General features: G+C 55.3%; 7 protein-coding genes and 3 rRNA genes. 8 read left to right on the plus strand and 2 right to left on the minus strand.

Going from position 1 to position 16,071, the window contains the following annotated elements:
- Positions 1-77 precede the first annotated feature (77 nt).
- Positions 78-2,660: an ATP-dependent chaperone ClpB gene (clpB, locus tag E4T21_RS02625; RefSeq protein WP_149283259.1), complete on the plus strand. Its 2,583-nt coding sequence runs from the start codon at positions 78-80 to the stop codon at positions 2,658-2,660.
- A 186-nt stretch (positions 2,661-2,846) separates the two neighbouring features.
- Here the strand turns inward: clpB and E4T21_RS02630 are convergent, their stop codons facing one another.
- Positions 2,847-4,220: a sugar porter family MFS transporter gene (locus tag E4T21_RS02630; protein WP_149283261.1), complete on the minus strand. Its 1,374-nt coding sequence runs from the start codon at positions 4,218-4,220 to the stop codon at positions 2,847-2,849.
- Positions 4,221-4,790: 570 nt separating this feature from the next.
- Between E4T21_RS02630 and E4T21_RS02635 the strand changes: the two genes are divergently transcribed.
- Both E4T21_RS02635 and ilvN read left to right on the plus strand, forming a co-directional pair.
- Positions 4,791-6,515: an acetolactate synthase 3 large subunit gene (locus E4T21_RS02635; protein WP_149283263.1), complete on the plus strand. Its 1,725-nt coding sequence runs from the start codon at positions 4,791-4,793 to the stop codon at positions 6,513-6,515.
- Entirely contained in the window at positions 6,515-7,006 is a 492-nt protein-coding gene (gene ilvN, locus E4T21_RS02640) for an acetolactate synthase small subunit (protein WP_149283265.1), read from the plus strand. Before E4T21_RS02635 ends, ilvN begins: the two co-directional genes overlap by 1 nt.
- A 323-nt stretch (positions 7,007-7,329) precedes the next feature.
- On the opposite strand, the gene ilvY is transcribed toward ilvN, so the two are convergent.
- A complete protein-coding gene (gene ilvY / locus E4T21_RS02645) occupies positions 7,330-8,217 on the minus strand; it encodes an HTH-type transcriptional activator IlvY (protein WP_149287002.1) in 888 nt (295 codons plus the stop codon).
- Positions 8,218-8,438: 221 nt separating this feature from the next.
- On the opposite strand from ilvY, the gene ilvC reads away from it, so the two are divergent.
- The 5 genes from ilvC (at position 8,439) to rrf (ending at position 15,988) form a co-directional block, all read left to right on the plus strand.
- Positions 8,439-9,455: a ketol-acid reductoisomerase gene (gene ilvC / locus E4T21_RS02650; RefSeq protein ID WP_149283267.1), complete on the plus strand. Its 1,017-nt coding sequence runs from the start codon at positions 8,439-8,441 to the stop codon at positions 9,453-9,455.
- A gap of 157 nt (positions 9,456-9,612) precedes the next feature.
- Positions 9,613-10,443 carry a CDP-diacylglycerol--serine O-phosphatidyltransferase gene (gene pssA / locus E4T21_RS02655; RefSeq protein WP_149283269.1) on the plus strand — a complete coding sequence of 277 codons (831 nt, stop codon included), beginning with the start codon at positions 9,613-9,615 and terminating at the stop codon, positions 10,441-10,443.
- Between the two features lie 663 nt (positions 10,444-11,106).
- Positions 11,107-12,644: ribosomal RNA gene (locus tag E4T21_RS02660) — 16S ribosomal RNA — on the plus strand.
- Positions 12,645-12,893: 249 nt separating this feature from the next.
- Positions 12,894-15,775: ribosomal RNA gene (locus tag E4T21_RS02665) — 23S ribosomal RNA — on the plus strand.
- A gap of 97 nt (positions 15,776-15,872) precedes the next feature.
- Positions 15,873-15,988, plus strand: a 5S ribosomal RNA gene (gene rrf, locus E4T21_RS02670).
- Together the 16S, 23S and 5S rRNA genes form the textbook arrangement of a ribosomal RNA operon.
- The last annotated feature ends 83 nt before the right edge of the window (positions 15,989-16,071 follow it).

Consider the following 16,071-nt stretch of genomic DNA (forward strand, 5'->3'; position numbering starts at 1 on the left):
CAAGCGGCGCGTCCGGGTATTTTCAGCTACGTGCTCAACTACACTCCCATGTAGTGCCGCCATCCCAAGGAGAGGATATGCGCTTCGATAAATTTACTGCCAAGTTGCAAAATGCCGTGGCTGATGCTCAGTCTCTGGCGGTGGGGCACGGCCACAATCAGCTGGAACCGGCGCACCTGCTGCTGGCGCTGCTGGATGCTCGCGATACCGGCGTCAAGGCGCTGGTACAGAAGGCGGGTGGCGATGCCAACCGGTTGCGCGACACCCTGGTCGGTCAGATCGACAGTCTGCCCAAGGTCAGCCAGTTCGATGGGGAGGTCCAGCCATCACGCGATTTGATCAAACTGTTCAACCTCACTGATGCGGAAGCGCAGAAGCGGGGGGATCAGTTCATCGCCAGCGAGCTGGTGCTGCTTGCTGCCATCGACATGAAACATGCAGTGTCCAAGGCTCTGAGCCAGGCCGGACTGACACGCAAGCTACTGGAAAGCGCCATTGACAGCCTGCGTGGCGGCCAGAAGGTCGATGACCCCAATGCGGAAGACAAGCGAGAGGCCTTGGAAAAGTACACCCTGGATCTTACCCAGCGGGCCGCCGATGGCAAACTGGATCCGGTCATCGGCCGTGATGATGAGATTCGCCGCACCATTCAGGTGCTGCAGCGGCGCACCAAGAACAACCCGGTATTGATCGGCGAGCCTGGTGTGGGCAAGACTGCCATCGTCGAGGGACTGGCCAGCCGTATCATCAATGGTGAAGTGCCGGAAGGTCTCAAGGACAAACGCGTACTGTCGTTGGACATGGGATCTTTGCTGGCTGGGGCCAAGTTCCGCGGTGAGTTCGAAGAACGCCTGAAGTCGGTGCTCAATGAGCTGTCCCAGGAAGAAGGGCGCGTGATCCTGTTCATCGATGAGTTGCATACCATGGTCGGTGCGGGCAAGGCCGAAGGTGCCATGGATGCCGGCAATATGCTCAAGCCGGCGCTGGCTCGTGGTGAACTGCACTGTGTCGGCGCTACCACTCTGGATGAATATCGCCAGTACATCGAAAAGGATGCGGCACTGGAGCGGCGCTTCCAGAAAGTGCTGGTGGACGAGCCTAGTGAAGAAGATACCGTAGCCATCCTGCGTGGCCTCAAGGAGCGCTACGAGGTGCACCATGGAGTGGATATCACTGATGGCGCCATCATTGCCGCTGCCAAGTTATCGACTCGTTATATCACTGATAGACAGTTGCCGGACAAGGCCATCGACCTGATCGATGAAGCGTCCTCGCGCATTCGCATGGAGCTGGATTCCAAGCCTGAGGAAATGGATCGCCTCGACCGTCGCTTGATTCAGCTCAAGATGGAGCGTGAGCACCTCAAGAAGGAAACCGATGAAGCCTCGCGCAAGCGCCTGGAAACACTGGAAGAGCAGATCGGCGAACTGGAGCGTGATTACGCCAACCTTGATGAGATCTGGAAAGCTGAGAAAGCCAGCATTCAAGGTTCGGCGCAGTTCAAGGACGAGCTGGATCGTGCGCGTATCGATCTGGAACAGGCCCGTCGTCAAGGCGATCTGGCGCGCATGTCCGAGCTGCAATACGGGGTGATACCGGAACTGGAGAAGAAGATTGCCGAGAGTGGAGAAGCGGAAGCAGACACCTCAGGTCATCGTCTGCTGCGCTCCAATGTCACCGAGGAAGAAATTGCCGAGGTAGTCTCTCGCTGGACGGGAATTCCTGTGTCCAAGATGCTCGAAGGCGAGCGTGACAAGTTGTTGAGGATGGAAGAAGCATTGCATGAACGGGTGATCGGCCAGGATGAAGCGGTCAATGCCGTGGCCAATGCCGTACGCCGTTCGCGTGCGGGGCTTGCTGACCCCAATCGTCCCAATGGTTCTTTCCTGTTCCTCGGTCCGACTGGGGTCGGCAAGACCGAACTGTGCAAATCCTTGGCCAACTTTCTGTTCGACACAGAGGAGGCCATGGTTCGCATCGACATGTCGGAGTTCATGGAGAAACACTCCGTCGCGCGCTTGATCGGGGCTCCCCCTGGCTACGTGGGTTATGAGGAAGGGGGCTATCTGACAGAAGCTGTACGTCGCAAGCCATATTCTGTGCTGCTGCTCGATGAGGTGGAAAAGGCTCACCCGGATGTCTTCAACATTCTGTTGCAGGTGCTGGAAGATGGGCGCCTGACAGATGGTCAGGGCCGGACGGTAGATTTTCGTAACACGGTCATCGTGATGACCTCGAATCTGGGATCGGACATTATCCAGCAATATGGCGGTAACGATGCGGACTACGAAAGCATGAAGCAGACCGTCATGGAGGTAGTGGGTACGCATTTCCGCCCGGAACTGATCAACCGTATCGACGAAGTTGTCGTCTTCCACGCACTGGGTCAGGATCAGATTCAGGCTATCGCAGCCATTCAGTTGGAGCGTCTGCGTTCCCGTCTGGCTGAACACGACCTGGGGCTTGATGTCAGCGACTCAGCCATGGCGCAACTTGCTGTGGTGGGCTTCGATCCAGTATATGGCGCGCGTCCGTTGAAGCGAGCCATCCAGAGTCGGATCGAAAACCCGCTGGCCCAGGACTTGCTGGCAGGCAAGTTCCAGCCTGGAGATGTCATCCACGTGGATGCAGATGAAGGGCACCTGACATTCAAGCACTGATATATCAGTTAGTTATTCACCGTATTGTGGTGATTCGCTACTGCCAATGGCGCCCAGCGGGCGCCATTGGTTTCAGCCGCTATACTGAATAACAGGTTGCGTCCTGTGACCCCTTTGCCCGCCTGGCTCCCCACTTGGCGGGCTTTTTGTGTTTCGCGAGCTGGTCTCAGGTTCCGCTGGCGATATTCAGGCGCGAGCGCGAGACAGGTGTACCCGGCGCAGGCTGACGTTGTCGCCAACCAGATGCTTTTGCAGCTCCTCGAGAGGCACGTTCTTTGTCTCGGGCATCAGGAACGTCACGAAGACCAATTGAAGCAGCATCATCACCGCAAAGAACGCAAATACAGGACCTCCACTGAAGGTGCCCAGCACCCAGGGCATGACCAGGGTGATCAGCGCGGCAAAGACCCAATGAATGGAGCTGCCAAAGGATTGTCCGCGGGCACGTACGTGATTGGGGAACACTTCGGCGATGAACACCCAGATCACGGCTCCCTGGCTGATGGCATGGGCAGCGATGAACAAGGCCAGCAGCAAGGGCACTTCGATACCTCCCAAAGCTTCTCCGTAGAAGGCCCGAGAGATCAGCACCAATGACAGCAGATAGCCTGCTGAGCCAATGAACAGCAACGTGCGACGTCCGAGCCTGTCGATCAGTGCCATGCCGATCATGGTGAATATCAGGTTGACCAGGCCGATGCCAGCAGTGGACAGCAAGGCTGCCTGGCTACCGAGTTGCGCGGCTTCAAGGACCCTGGGGGCGTAGTAAATGATGAAGTTGATGCCAGATAGCTGATTGAAGAAGGCAATCAGGAAAGCCAGCAGGATCGGCAGGCGGTAGCGGCGAGAGAAGAAACGGGCATGGGCACCACGTTCATCATCCTCGGCAGCACGGATAGCCGCAATTTCAGCATCCACATTGGCATCGGGATTGATCATCCTGAGGACACGGGTGGCTTCGTCCACTGCATTGCGTTTGAGGATCAGCCAGCGAGGACTGCGCGGCACCCGAGTGATCATCAGTGTATAGATCAGAGCCGGTACGGCTTCGATGCCGAGCATCCAGCGCCAGGCATTCTCGGAAGCGAAGAAGGAACCAATGACATAGTTCGACACGAATGCCATCAAGATGCCGAACACGATGTTGAACTGGTACATGGCGACCAGAAAACCACGTGAACGAGGCGGAGCAATCTCGGATATGTACGTGGGAGCTGCCACGGAAGAGATACCTACGCCAATGCCGCCAATCAGGCGGAAGAAGGCGAACAGCCAAGGATCGGAGACCACTGCGGATCCAACCGCCGAGACCAGATAAAGCACGCCAATCAACAGGAGGGTCGTGCGTCGCCCCAGGGCATCGGTGGGCCAGTTCCCGGTGATGGCACCCAGTACGGTTCCCCACAAGGCCATGGACATGATCAGCAGGCCATGTTGCAGGTCGCTGAGCCCCCATAGCGTCTGAATGGGTTTGTCGGCTCCGGAAATGACCGCCGTGTCGAAGCCGAACAGGAATCCTGCCAGGGCGACGGTGATGGACCATTGCACAATGCGTGACATGGGCCCTCCTTGGAATGTTGTTGGTTGGTGAGATCGTGACGGATGTCATTGCCGGGCAACGTGCGTAGGCATGCAGTGCCACGAAACCTTTGTGTCATGCAAAATTGTTTAGTGAATCGTGTCAGCATGTGTATTAGAGCAGTACAGGGCGGTTAAATCGAGATTTGAGCCCTAGACATTAGTCGAGTTTCTTGGGCTGAGAAGAGGTTCTGGAAGTGCTTGTCGAACGATTCTCGGGATTGCGCGGTTGACAGGCTTTGGCGGCTATTGGAATCTTGTCTGTTCCTGACTGCGGGCGCGGCATCGACGGGATACCCCCATCGCCGCGTGAAGGGTAGGCTCAAGGGCCTTTACCCGCCGAAGGACTTCCAGGGTTTGGGCCAACCGCCCAACCTGGCCAACGCCCCGACGCGGTGACCCGCCGTGATAGAGAGTGCTGGCCCCAACCGGGCCGACAGACGCCAGGGTTTGGCATCAGGTGCCGGTGCGCCGGCAGCAGCATATCGCTGCACTCGACTTCGCACTCAGGGAGTGCGAATCGCACTCGAGACCTCCAGGGGAGATACATCAGTGGAATTGCTTTCAGGCGCGGACATGATTGCCCGCTTCCTTCACGACGAGGGCGTGGAGTATATCTACGGCTATCCGGGCGGCGCCGCACTTCATATCTATGACGCTCTGTTCCGCCAGGACAAGGTCAAGCATATCCTGGTTCGACATGAACAGGCTGCCACCCATGCTGCAGACGGTTATGCCCGGGCATCCGGCAAGCCCGGCGTGGTATTGGTAACATCTGGCCCCGGTGCCACTAATGCGGTGACCGGTATCGCTACGGCATACATGGACTCGATTCCCATGGTTGTGCTGTGTGGCCAGGTCATGAGTCACCTGATTGGCGATGATGCCTTTCAGGAGACAGATATCGTTGGGGTGACTCGCCCCATTGTGAAGCACAGCTTCACCATCAACCATCCGAGCGAAATTCCCGAGACGCTGAAGAAGGCCTTCTATCTGGCTGCAAGTGGTCGTCCGGGACCCGTGGTGGTGGATATTCCCAAGGATATGACGGCGCCCACGGAGCGCTACGAGTACGTCTATCCGAAGAAGGTCAAGATACGCTCCTACAACCCGGTGACCCGTGGCCATACTGGCCAGATCAAGAAGGCCGTGGCGATGATGCTGAAAGCGCGTCGTCCCGTGTTCTATACCGGCGGAGGTGTCATCACAGGTCAAGCCAGTGAGGGGCTGACGGACCTGGTGAAGCAGCTTGGTTTCCCCATCACCACCACGTTGATGGGTATCGGCGCATATCCGCAGAGCGATGAGCAATGTCTCGGCTGGCTGGGGATGCATGGCTCCTATGAGTCAAACATGGTCATGCATCACGCCGATCTGGTCATTGCGATTGGCGCGCGTTTCGATGACCGCGTGACCAATAACACTTCGAAGTTCTGTCCGACAGCCAAGATCATCCATGTCGACATCGATCCTAGCTCCATTTCCAAGACGGTGCGTGCCGACGTGCCCATCGTGGGGCCTGCGGCAAGTGTCATCAATGAGATGATCAGCCTGGTCCAGGGGCAGGATATCGCCAACCCTGAAGCGCTGGAAGATTGGTGGAAAACCATCAATGGCTGGCGCGAAGAGCGGCGTGGCAAGCTCTATGAGCCTTCCAAGCCGGGTGAGGTGCTCAAGCCGCAGGAAGTCGTCGAAGCCGTTTGTCGAGTCACGCGTGGTGAAGCCTATGTGACCACCGACGTGGGTCAGCACCAGATGTTTGCGGCCCAGTACTACAAGTTCGACAAGCCCAATCGTCTGATCACTTCCGGCGGTCTCGGTACCATGGGCTTTGGCTTCCCGGCTGCCATGGGCATCAAGCAGAATTTCCCGGACGAAGAAGTGGTGTGTTTCACCGGTGAAGGCAGCTTCCAGATGATGATGCAGGAGCTTTCCACCTGTAAGCAGTTCGGTGGTGGCGTCAAGATCGTCAACTTGAACAATGGCTCGTTGGGCATGGTGCGTCAGTGGCAAGATCTCAACTACAAGTCACGCCATGCCCATTCCTATATGGAATCGCTGCCTGATTTCCAGATGCTGATCGAGTCGTATGGCTTCACTGCGCTGAAGGTGACGAAGAAAGAGGACTTGGAGGCGGCTCTTGAACGAGCCTTCGCCGATACCCATGAACTGGTATTCCTCGACGTCGCCGTGGACCCGCACGAGCACGTTTATCCGATGCAGGTGCCACTCGGCTCCATGCGTGACATGCTGCTTTCCAAGACGGAGCGGACCTGATGCGCCATATCATCTCGATTCTGATGGAAAATGAACCGGGAGCACTGTCGCGTGTGGTCGGCCTGTTCTCCCAGCGTAACTTCAACATCGAAACCTTGAACGTCGCTCCGACCGATGATCCTACGTTGTCGCGTCTGACGGTCACTACTGTTGGTGAAGATCGGGTTATCGAGCAGATCACCAAGCATCTCAACAAGCTGATCGATGTGATCAAGCTGGTTGACTTGACGGAAGGCAATCACATTGAGCGTGAGTTGATGCTGGTCAAGGTCAAGGCGCTGGGGGCTGCGCGTGACGAGGTGAAGCGGACGGTGGATATCTTCCGTGCTCAGATCGTCGACGTGACGCCGAGTCTGTACACCGTGCAGATCACCGGGGATGCAGAGAAGCTGGATGCATTCCTCCAGGCCATGAGTCAGGTGGGAGTGCTGGAAGTGGCCCGTACCGGTGTTTCTGGTATTGCTCGTGGTGACAAGGTGTTGAGCCTTTAAGCTACGAGCTACGAGCTACGAGCTACGAGCTACGAGCTACGAGCTACGAGCTACGAGCTACGAGCTACGAGCTGTAAGCGATAAGCTTTAAGCCATGAGCTCAGTCGCCAAATGAAAGCCCTTGCAGTGATTGAACTGCAAGGGCTTTTGTCTGTAATCCATGGGGGCACTGGACGGTTCGCCGCTTGATACTCGTGGCTTACGGCTTACGGCTTACGGCTTACGGCTTACGGCTTACGGCTTACGGCTTACGGCTTACGGCTTACGGCTTACGGCTTACGGCTTACGGCTTACGGCTTACGGCTTACGGCTTACGGCTTATATCAGCGCTCTTCCACCTCTTGCCATAATGCATCGATCAAGGGGTTCTTGAGTCGCCGGTTCAGCACGCACAGGCCAACATCGTAATAGGGCAATTCGGGCTTCACTGGCAGGATTCTGACTCGCTCGGCCAAGGGACTGGCTTCCAGAACTATGCGTGGCACTACTCCTATGCCGAAACCGAGGCCCACCATGCTGACGATGGCTTCGTGGCCTGCGACCTGGGCATAAATCTTGGGAGAGACCCCCAGCGCCCTGAACCATGTGTCAGCCAGTTCCCGGGATAGTCCTGATTCTGAAAGGATCATGGGGACTCTTTTCCACTGACTCTGGCTGGGAGACTGAGGTTCTCGAGGGATCCAAGGCTGGTCTTCATGAGGAGCGATGAAGACCAGTGCCGAGCGCGTCAGCGACTTGAAGGCCAATCCATCCGGAATCTGGCGGGGACGAAAGGTGATCGACATGTCCTCGTCTCCAGAGAGAACCTGTTGAATGGCTCGAGCTGGGTCACCTGTATGCAGTTTGAGTTCTATACCGGGATGGCGACCGCGAAATTCGCTCAGCAAGGTGTACAGGAAGCTGTAGCTGGCGGTGACTGAACAGTAGATGCTGATTTCGCCGGTGAGTTGCTTGGCATCGCTTTGCAGGGATAAGCGTACTTGTTCCCACTGTTCCAGGGCTTCACGAGCATAAGACTGAAAGCGCCTTCCTTGAGCGGTCAGCACAACGTGGCGATTGTCGCGCTGGAAGAGGGCCACACCGAGTTGCTCTTCCAGGCCCCGAATGGAACGACTCAGGGTGGAGGGGCTGACATGGCAAGCATCACTGGCCCGGCCGAAATGGAGAGTGTCAGATAGAGTGAGAAAGTGTCGTAGCGGGCGAAAGTCCATGGCGATTTTGCAATGCAATCTTTATTTCATAATGTGAAATGTAGTATTGCAAATATAGCGTTTTACGCAATACCGATGTGGGCGTAAGGTGGGGACATCGGCGGCAGGCATCACTGACCGCCTGCCCAGCGCCACACAAGATGGCGCGGGTGGCCATCAACGCTGAACTTCATAAAAGAACATCTACACCGTCTTTCCGACATAGGTTTCAGGAGCACATCATGCGAGTTTATTACGATAAAGACTGCGATCTTCAGCTCATCCAGAGCAAGAAAGTTGTCATCGTCGGTTACGGTTCTCAAGGTCATGCCCACGCCAACAACCTGAAGGAGTCGGGAGTTGACGTTACCGTCGCCCTGCGTGCAGGTTCTTCCTCTGCAGCCAAGGCTGAAGCTGCTGGCTTGAAAGTCGCTTCCGTAGCTGAAGCATGCAAGAGCGCTGACGTGGTGATGGTGCTCGCCCCTGACGAGAACCAGAAGGCCATCTACGAGAATGATATCGAGCCGAACCTGAAGGAAGGCGCGACCCTGGCTTTTGCTCATGGTTTCAATATCCATTACAACCAGATCGAGCCGCGCAAGGACTTGGACGTTGTGATGATCGCTCCGAAGGCCCCGGGCCATACCGTGCGCTCTGAGTTCACTCGTGGCGGTGGTATTCCTGACCTGATCGCCATCCATCAGGATGCTTCTGGCCAGGCGAAGGAGCTGTCCTTGTCTTATGCAGCCGCCATCGGTGGTGGTCGTAGCGGTATCATCGAAACGACTTTCAAGGATGAGACTGAAACCGATCTGTTTGGTGAGCAGGCTGTTCTGTGCGGCGGCGCTGTCGAGTTGGTCAAGGCTGGTTTCGAAACCCTGACCGAGGCTGGCTATGCCCCGGAAATGGCTTACTTCGAGTGTCTCCACGAGCTCAAGCTGATTGTTGACCTGATGTACGAAGGCGGTATCGCCAACATGAACTACTCCATCTCCAACAATGCTGAGTATGGTGAGTATGTGACGGGTCCTGAGGTCATCAATGACGAATCCCGTGCTGCTATGCGTAATGCTCTGAAGCGCATTCAGACTGGTGAGTACGCCAAGATGTTCATCAACGAAGGCAACACCAACTATCCATCCATGACAGCTCGTCGTCGCCTGAACGCTGAGCATCAGATTGAGCAGGTGGGCGCCAAGCTGCGTGCCATGATGCCTTGGATCGCTGCCAACCAGTTGGTCGACAAGAGCAAGAACTGAGTCAACAAACTGCCTCGTTTAGATGGGCAGTTGATGCAAGTTGATAAAAAGCGCGGAGAGATCCGCGCTTTTTTTGTGTCTTTGCTCGCTAGCGTGCAGGTGGTTTTGCCATGGTTGTGTAGAATGAGGCCATCTTCGAAGGCTATGGATGCAAGTGATGAATCAGGATGCCAACAACCACGATGATCAGGATAAGGCGACCACCGAGGAAGATCTCGCCTCGGCCTTTGTGCGTGATTCGGAAGTAGTCGAGGAGGCGGAAGAAGAGGGGCGAAAGATTCGTCGCCGAGGTATCTATCTGCTACCCAACCTGTTTACGACTTCAGCTCTGTTCTCGGGCTTTTTTGCGGTGGTGGCGGCACTCAACGGCAGTTTTGGTGCGGCATCCATTGCCATCTTCATCGCCATGGTGCTCGATGGGCTGGATGGCCGAGTGGCGCGCATGACCAACACTCAGAGTGCTTTCGGTGCAGAGTACGATAGCCTCGCAGATATGATTTCCTTCGGGATGGCGCCTAGTCTCGTTGCCTTTACCTGGATATTGCAGGATGTGGGCAAGACTGGCTGGGTCGTGGCCTTTCTCTATGTGGCTTGTGCTGCCTTGCGCCTGGCGCGTTTCAATGTGCAGATCGGTAGTGTCGACAAGAAGTGGTTTATCGGGTTGCCGAGTCCATCGGCGGCGGCGCTGGTAGCGGCGAGCGTCTGGACCTTTCATAACTTTGATGCTGAAGCCTTTGGCTTCAAGATACTGATGCTGCTCGTAGTGGGCGCAGCAGGGGTGCTGATGGTCAGCAATATTCGCTACTACAGCTTCAAGGACATCGATCTCAAGGGGCCGGTACCCTTTGTCGTGCTGTTGGCTATCGTGCTTGGCTTTGTGGTCATTTCCATTGAGCCTTCTGTCATGCTGCTGCTGTTGTTTGGTACCTATGTGGCTTCAGGGCCTGTATTGGCGCTGATGCGTAAATTGAGGCGCAGTACGCGTTAAGCCGCTATACTTGTTTTCGCAGCATGGACGCCCGCCTTGAGCGGGCGTCGTTGTCTCTACGCGAGGCCACCAAGCTATCCACAGGCGGGTGTTGGCAATGGCCTTGTGGATAAGGGGCGGGCATGAATGTCATGCCAGATTCATGGTCGCGTCATTGCCCTGAAACTTTTTTACAGAAAGTCCTTGCAGGGCTCCGGTGAAATCCGTAAAGTACGCATCCGCTGCCGGGGACGAGACAACGTCACCAGCGGTAAGAGGTGGTAAAAGCGGTTGATTTGAAAAGACTTTTTTAAGTGCTCGGTAAAATTTTTCGCTTGACGGACAGGCTGAAATCAGTAGAATGTCCGCCACTTCGAAACGAGTCGCTGATGAGGCGCTCGTTCAGACTTTCTGTCTCACTGCTTCGATGAAGCAGAGCCTTGAAAAATAGGCACTTGACGAAAGCTTCTGAGTCTGTAGAATACGCCTTCCTCGCAGGGCGATCCGCGAAGCGGGTCAAGTCGCAAGACAGCGAGATGCTCTTTAACAATTGATCAGGTAATTCATGTGGGCGCTTGCCGATATGTTGGTGACAAGTCACTGAATATCAAGGCAAGCGACTCGTCAAACGAGACGTTTGAACCTTGAGCCAAGTTTGGTCCACTTAATGGACTATCAAGCTTTTAACTGAAGAGTTTGATCATGGCTCAGATTGAACGCTGGCGGCAGGCCTAACACATGCAAGTCGAGCGGAAACGATGGAAGCTTGCTTCCAGGCGTCGAGCGGCGGACGGGTGAGTAATGCATAGGAATCTGCCCGATAGTGGGGGATAACCTGGGGAAACCCAGGCTAATACCGCATACGCCCTACGGGGGAAAGCAGGGGATCTTCGGACCTTGCGCTATCGGATGAGCCTATGTCGGATTAGCTAGTTGGTGGGGTAAAGGCCCACCAAGGCGACGATCCGTAGCTGGTCTGAGAGGATGATCAGCCACATCGGGACTGAGACACGGCCCGAACTCCTACGGAGGCAGCAGTGGGAATATTGGACAATGGGCGAAAGCCTGATCCAGCCATGCCGCGTGTGTGAAGAAGGCCTTCGGGTTGTAAAGCACTTTCAGTGAGGAAGAAGGCCTTCGGGTTAATACCCTGGAGGAAGGACATCACTCACAGAAGAAGCACCGGCTAACTCCGTGCCAGCAGCCGCGGTAATACGGAGGTGCGAGCGTTAATCGGAATTACTGGGCGTAAAGCGCGCGTAGGTGGCTTGATAAGCCGGTTGTGAAAGCCCAGGCTCAACCTGGGAACGGCATCCGGAACTGTCAGGCTAGAGTGCAGGAGAGGAAGGTAGAATTCCCGGTGTAGCGGTGAAATGCGTAGAGATCGGGAGGAATACCAGTGGCGAAGGCGGCCTTCTGGACTGACACTGACACTGAGGTGCGAAAGCGTGGGTAGCAAACAGGATTAGATACCCTGGTAGTCCACGCCGTAAACGATGTCGACTAGCCGTTGGGCTCCTTGAGAGCTTTGTGGCGCAGTTAACGCGATAAGTCGACCGCCTGGGGAGTACGGCCGCAAGGTTAAAACTCAAATGAATTGACGGGGGCCCGCACAAGCGGTGGAGCATGTGGTTTAATTCGATGCAACGCGAAGAACCTTACCTACCCTTGACATCGAGAGAACTTTCCAGAGATGGATTGGTGCCTTCAGGGAACTCTCAGACAGGTGCTGCATGGCTGTCGTCAGCTCGTGTTGTGAAATGTTGGGTTAAGTCCCGTAACGAGCGCAACCCTTGTCCCTATTTGCCAGCGATTCGGTCAGGGAACTCTAGGGAGACTGCCGGTGACAAACCGGAGGAAGGTGGGGACGACGTCAAGTCATCATGGCCCTTACGGGTAGGGCTACACACGTGCTACAATGGCCGGTACAAAGGGTTGCGAAGCCGCGAGGTGGAGCTAATCCCGAAAAGCCGGTCTCAGTCCGGATCGGAGTCTGCAACTCGACTCCGTGAAGTCGGAATCGCTAGTAATCGTGAATCAGAATGTCACGGTGAATACGTTCCCGGGCCTTGTACACACCGCCCGTCACACCATGGGAGTGGACTGCACCAGAAGTGGTTAGCTTAACCTTCGGGGGAGCGATCACCACGGTGTGGTTCATGACTGGGGTGAAGTCGTAACAAGGTAGCCGTAGGGGAACCTGCGGCTGGATCACCTCCTTAATCGACAAGTCACTGACTGTCGGTAAGTGCTCACATGAATTACCTGATCGATCGAGCGTTAAGTCGTGCATGTTGCCACTGAAATGGCAATGTTCACCGCTTAGGGCTCTGGCTCTAATGCTCTTTAACAATGTATATCATGCTGACAAAGTCTCTTTCTCTTCCCGGAGAAAGAGCAAACGATACGTTTCAAGCGTATCCGGCAATTGTCGTGATCGTCATCGATTGACAGACCCCTTGGGGTTATATGGTCAAGCGATGAAGCGCATACGGTGGATGCCTTGGCAGTCAGAGGCGATGAAAGACGTGGCAGCCTGCGATAAGGTTCGGCGAGGTGGCAAACAACCTGTGACCCGGACATTTCTGAATGGGGAAACCCACCCAGCACAAGCTGGGTATCTTGTACTGAATACATAGGTACAAGAGGCGAACCGGGGGAACTGAAACATCTAAGTACCCCGAGGAAAAGAAATCAACCGAGATTCCCCTAGTAGCGGCGAGCGAACGGGGACCAGCCCTTAAGCAACACAACTGGTAGGCGAACAGACTGGGAAGTCTGGCCATAGTGGGTGATAGCCCCGTAGCCGAAACCTGAGTGTTGTGAAATCGAGTAGGTCGAGGCACGTGAAACCTTGACTGAAGACGGGGGGACCATCCTCCAAGGCTAAATACTCCTGACTGACCGATAGTGAACCAGTACCGTGAGGGAAAGGCGAAAAGAACCCCGGAGAGGGGAGTGAAATAGATCCTGAAACCGTATGCGTACAAGCAGTGGGAGCAGACTCGTTCTGTGACCGCGTACCTTTTGTATAATGGGTCAGCGACTTATTTTCAGTGGCGAGCTTAACCGTATAGGGGAGGCGTAGGGAAACCGAGTCTTAACTGGGCGACCAGTCGCTGGAAATAGACCCGAAACCGGGCGATCTATCCATGAGCAGGTTGAAGGTTGAGTAACATCAACTGGAGGACCGAACCAGGATCTGTTGAAAAAGATTTGGATGACTTGTGGATCGGAGTGAAAGGCTAATCAAGCCCGGAGATAGCTGGTTCTCCTCGAAAGCTATTTAGGTAGCGCCTCACGTATCACCGCCGGGGGTAGAGCACTGTTTCGGCTAGGGGGTCATCCCGACTTACCAACCCGAGGCAAACTCCGAATACCGGTGAGTGCAAGCGTGGGAGACACACGGCGGGTGCTAACGTCCGTCGTGAAAAGGGAAACAACCCAGACCGTCAGCTAAGGTCCCGAAATCCTGGTTAAGTGGGAAACGATGTGGGAAGGCTTAGACAGCTAGGAGGTTGGCTTAGAAGCAGCCATCCTTTAAAGAAAGCGTAATAGCTCACTAGTCGAGTCGGCCTGCGCGGAAGATGTAACGGGGCTAAACCAGGTACCGAAGCTACGGGTTCGTCGAATGACGAGCGGTAGAGGAGCGTCGTGTAAGCCGATGAAGGTGGATTGAGAAGTCTGCTGGAGGTATCACGAGTGCGAATGCTGACATGAGTAACGACAAGGGGAGTGAAAAACTCCCCCGCCGGAAGACCAAGGGTTTCTGTTCGACGCTAATCGGAGCAGAGTGAGTCGGCCCCAAGGCGAGGCCGAAAGGCGTAGTCGATGGGAAACGGGTTAATATTCCGTACCTCACTGTATTGCGATGGGGGACGGAGAAGGCTAGGTGAGCCAGGCGTTGGTTGTCCTGGTGAAAGTCAGTAGGCTGGGGATTTTGGCAAATCCGGATCCCTAAGGCCGAGAGACGAGACGAACTGACTACGGTCAGGAAGTCATCGATGCCACGCTTCCAGGAAAAGCCTCTAAGCTTCAGATACAGTGGGACCGTACCCCAAACCGACACAGGTGGTCAGGTAGAGAATACCAAGGCGCTTGAGAGAACTCGGGTGAAGGAACTAGGCAAAATGGTGCCGTAACTTCGGGAGAAGGCACGCCGCATCAGGGTGACAGGACTTGCTCCTCGAGCCCGAAGCGGTCGAAGATACCAGGTGGCTGCAACTGTTTATTAAAACACAGCACTCTGCAAACTCGTAAGAGGACGTATAGGGTGTGACGCCTGCCCGGTGCCGGAAGGTTAAATGATGGTGTTAGCTCACGCGAAGCTCCTGATTGAAGCCCCGGTAAACGGCGGCCGTAACTATAACGGTCCTAAGGTAGCGAAATTCCTTGTCGGGTAAGTTCCGACCTGCACGAATGGCGTAATGATGGCCACGCTGTCTCCACCCGAGACTCAGTGAAATTGAAATCGCAGTGAAGATGCTGTGTACCCGCGGCTAGACGGAAAGACCCCGTGAACCTTTACTACAGCTTCACACTGGACGCTGATGTTGCTTGTGTAGGATAGCTGGGAGGCTTTGAAACTCGGTCGCCAGATCGAGTGGAGCCAACCTTGAAATACCAGCCTGGCATCATTGGCGTTCTAACTCAGGACCGTTATCCGGTTCGAGGACCGTGTGTGGTGGGTAGTTTGACTGGGGCGGTCTCCTCCCAAAGAGTAACGGAGGAGCACGAAGGTACCCTCAGCACGGTTGGAAATCGTGCATTGAGTGCAAGAGCATAAGGGTGCTTAACTGCGAGACAGACACGTCGAGCAGGTACGAAAGTAGGTTCTAGTGATCCGGTGGTTCTGTATGGAAGGGCCATCGCTCAACGGATAAAAGGTACTCCGGGATAACAGGCTGATACCGCCCAAGAGTTCACATCGACGGCGGTGTTTGGCACCTCGATGTCGGCTCATCACATCCTGGGGCTGAAGTCGGTCCCAAGGGTATGGCTGTTCGCCATTTAAAGTGGTACGCGAGCTGGGTTTAGAACGTCGTGAGACAGTTCGGTCCCTATCTGCCGTGGGCGTTGGAGATTTGAGAAGTGCTGCTCCTAGTACGAGAGGACCGGAGTGGACGTACCTCTGGTGTTCCGGTTGTCACGCCAGTGGCATCGCCGGGTAGCTATGTACGGACGGGATAACCGCTGAAAGCATCTAAGCGGGAAGCCCCCTTCAAGATGAGATCTCCCTGAGGCCTTGAGCCTCCTAAAGGACCCAGCAAGACCAGCTGGTTGATAGGCCGGGTGTGGAAGCGCTGCGAGGCGTTGAGCTAACCGGTACTAATGGTCCGTGAGGCTTGACCATATAACACCCAAGGGGTTTTGGTCGATGACATCACGACAAACAATTGACGGGTACGTTGGAACGTGTCGGTCAGCATGATATGCATTGCCGTTTTTCGCCTGACGACCATAGCGAGTGGGAACCACCTGATCCCTTGCCGAACTCAGCAGTGAAACCGCTCAGCGCCGATGGTAGTGTGGGGTCTCCCCATGTGAGAGTAGGTCATCGTCAGGCATTTATTCGAGAAGCCCCGATCATCAAAAGATGGTCGGGGTTTTTCCCTATAAGTAGAAGCCTCTTTTAAAGCGGCGGCAATC

The organism is Halomonas binhaiensis, from assembly GCF_008329985.2.
GTDB classification, from domain to species: Bacteria; Pseudomonadota; Gammaproteobacteria; order Pseudomonadales; family Halomonadaceae; genus Halomonas; species Halomonas binhaiensis.

Coding starts and splice junctions, on each gene's coding strand:
- pssA (WP_149283269.1), top strand. CDS start 9,613: ATGAATCAGGATGCCAACAACCACGATGATCAGGATAAGGCGACCACC.
- ilvC (WP_149283267.1), top strand. CDS start 8,439: ATGCGAGTTTATTACGATAAAGACTGCGATCTTCAGCTCATCCAGAGC.
- ilvY (WP_149287002.1), bottom strand. CDS start 8,217: ATGGACTTTCGCCCGCTACGACACTTTCTCACTCTATCTGACACTCTC.
- E4T21_RS02630 (WP_149283261.1), bottom strand. CDS start 4,220: ATGTCACGCATTGTGCAATGGTCCATCACCGTCGCCCTGGCAGGATTC.
- clpB (WP_149283259.1), top strand. CDS start 78: ATGCGCTTCGATAAATTTACTGCCAAGTTGCAAAATGCCGTGGCTGAT.
- ilvN (WP_149283265.1), top strand. CDS start 6,515: ATGCGCCATATCATCTCGATTCTGATGGAAAATGAACCGGGAGCACTG.